The following is a 1,038-nucleotide window of genomic DNA, read 5'->3' as shown; positions in this document are numbered from 1 at the left end:
GTGGGCCTCCAGCAGCCGCAAGGCCCTCGAACGGACCTCTGGGTCGATTTTCTTAGGCATGTGCTCATCCTTCCTGACTCAGAAGGAAGCGGCATCAAACCTGGGGTGATTCACGGGTGTGGCCCGGGTGCGAAGGTGCTACGCGAAAGTCTGGTGGTCTGTGGCGGCAGCGGTCAGGCGGCGTCGTCGAGTCGCATGGTGCGTCGGTTGTAAGCGGGCAGTGGTCGGCGCCGCGGATCGATGGTCGCGGGTGGGACGAGCCAGGGATGACGGTCGAAACCCATCACGATGTCCCAGCCGTGGTGGTGGACCTGGGTGTGGCAGCGTTGGCAGAGCAGGCAGCCGTTGTCGAGGTCGGTGGGTCCGCCGTCGGCCCAATGGGTGACGTGGTGAACCTGGGTATGTGACGGTGGTGCACCGCATTTGATGCAGCAGGCGTCACGCACGATGATCGCCTTGCGGAGGTGTGCCGGATACAACCGATGAGTGTGACCCATCTGCAGCGGTACGCCCTCACCGTTGAGAATGATCTCCGTCAGCGAGCCGTCGCACGACGCTTGTTTCGCGGTGGCATGGCTGACCGGCCCGGTCCACGGCAGCGACGCCAGGTCTCCGGTCGCGGGGATCGTCAGCATCAGTTGCGTGCGTGGGCTTCCGACGGTGTCGATGGTCGCGCCGATCGCTGCTTGATCGAGGATCAACTCGAAAGCGTCGGCGCGGCGTTGCTCGGCGGTGCGTCGATCCTCGGTGCCGTCGGGTTCGCGCCGCGGACAGGACCGTTCGTCGATCATCGCCATGAACTTCTCACCGACCACCTGGGTGAGGTCAGCGCGGACCTCGACGCGGCCGTCGTCGGTGGTGTGCGCGTTCACCGAATTCAGTGATGGGTCGTCGGCGGCGGGGATTCCGGCATCGGAAGCGTCGGCAAGGTTGTTGGCGATCGCGCGAGCATGCTTGAGTACTTGCGTCGGCGCCGCCCCGGACAGTGCCTGGGCGACGAGTTCGAGCTCATACCGTGAGCGCTTGTCGTCGGAAAGC

General features: G+C 65.1%; 1 protein-coding gene. It reads right to left on the bottom strand.

Annotated elements, in window-relative coordinates:
* Positions 1-173: 173 nt before the first annotated feature.
* A partial coding sequence (locus FFS52_RS23575; protein ID WP_137811094.1) for an HNH endonuclease signature motif containing protein occupies positions 174-1,038 on the bottom strand: 865 nt, incomplete at its 5' end.

The organism is Gordonia sp. ALPHA1B1 (genome assembly GCF_005502615.1).
GTDB classification, from domain to species: domain Bacteria; phylum Actinomycetota; class Actinomycetes; order Mycobacteriales; family Mycobacteriaceae; genus Gordonia; species Gordonia hongkongensis.
This window is presented reverse-complemented; position numbering and strand designations above follow the sequence as displayed.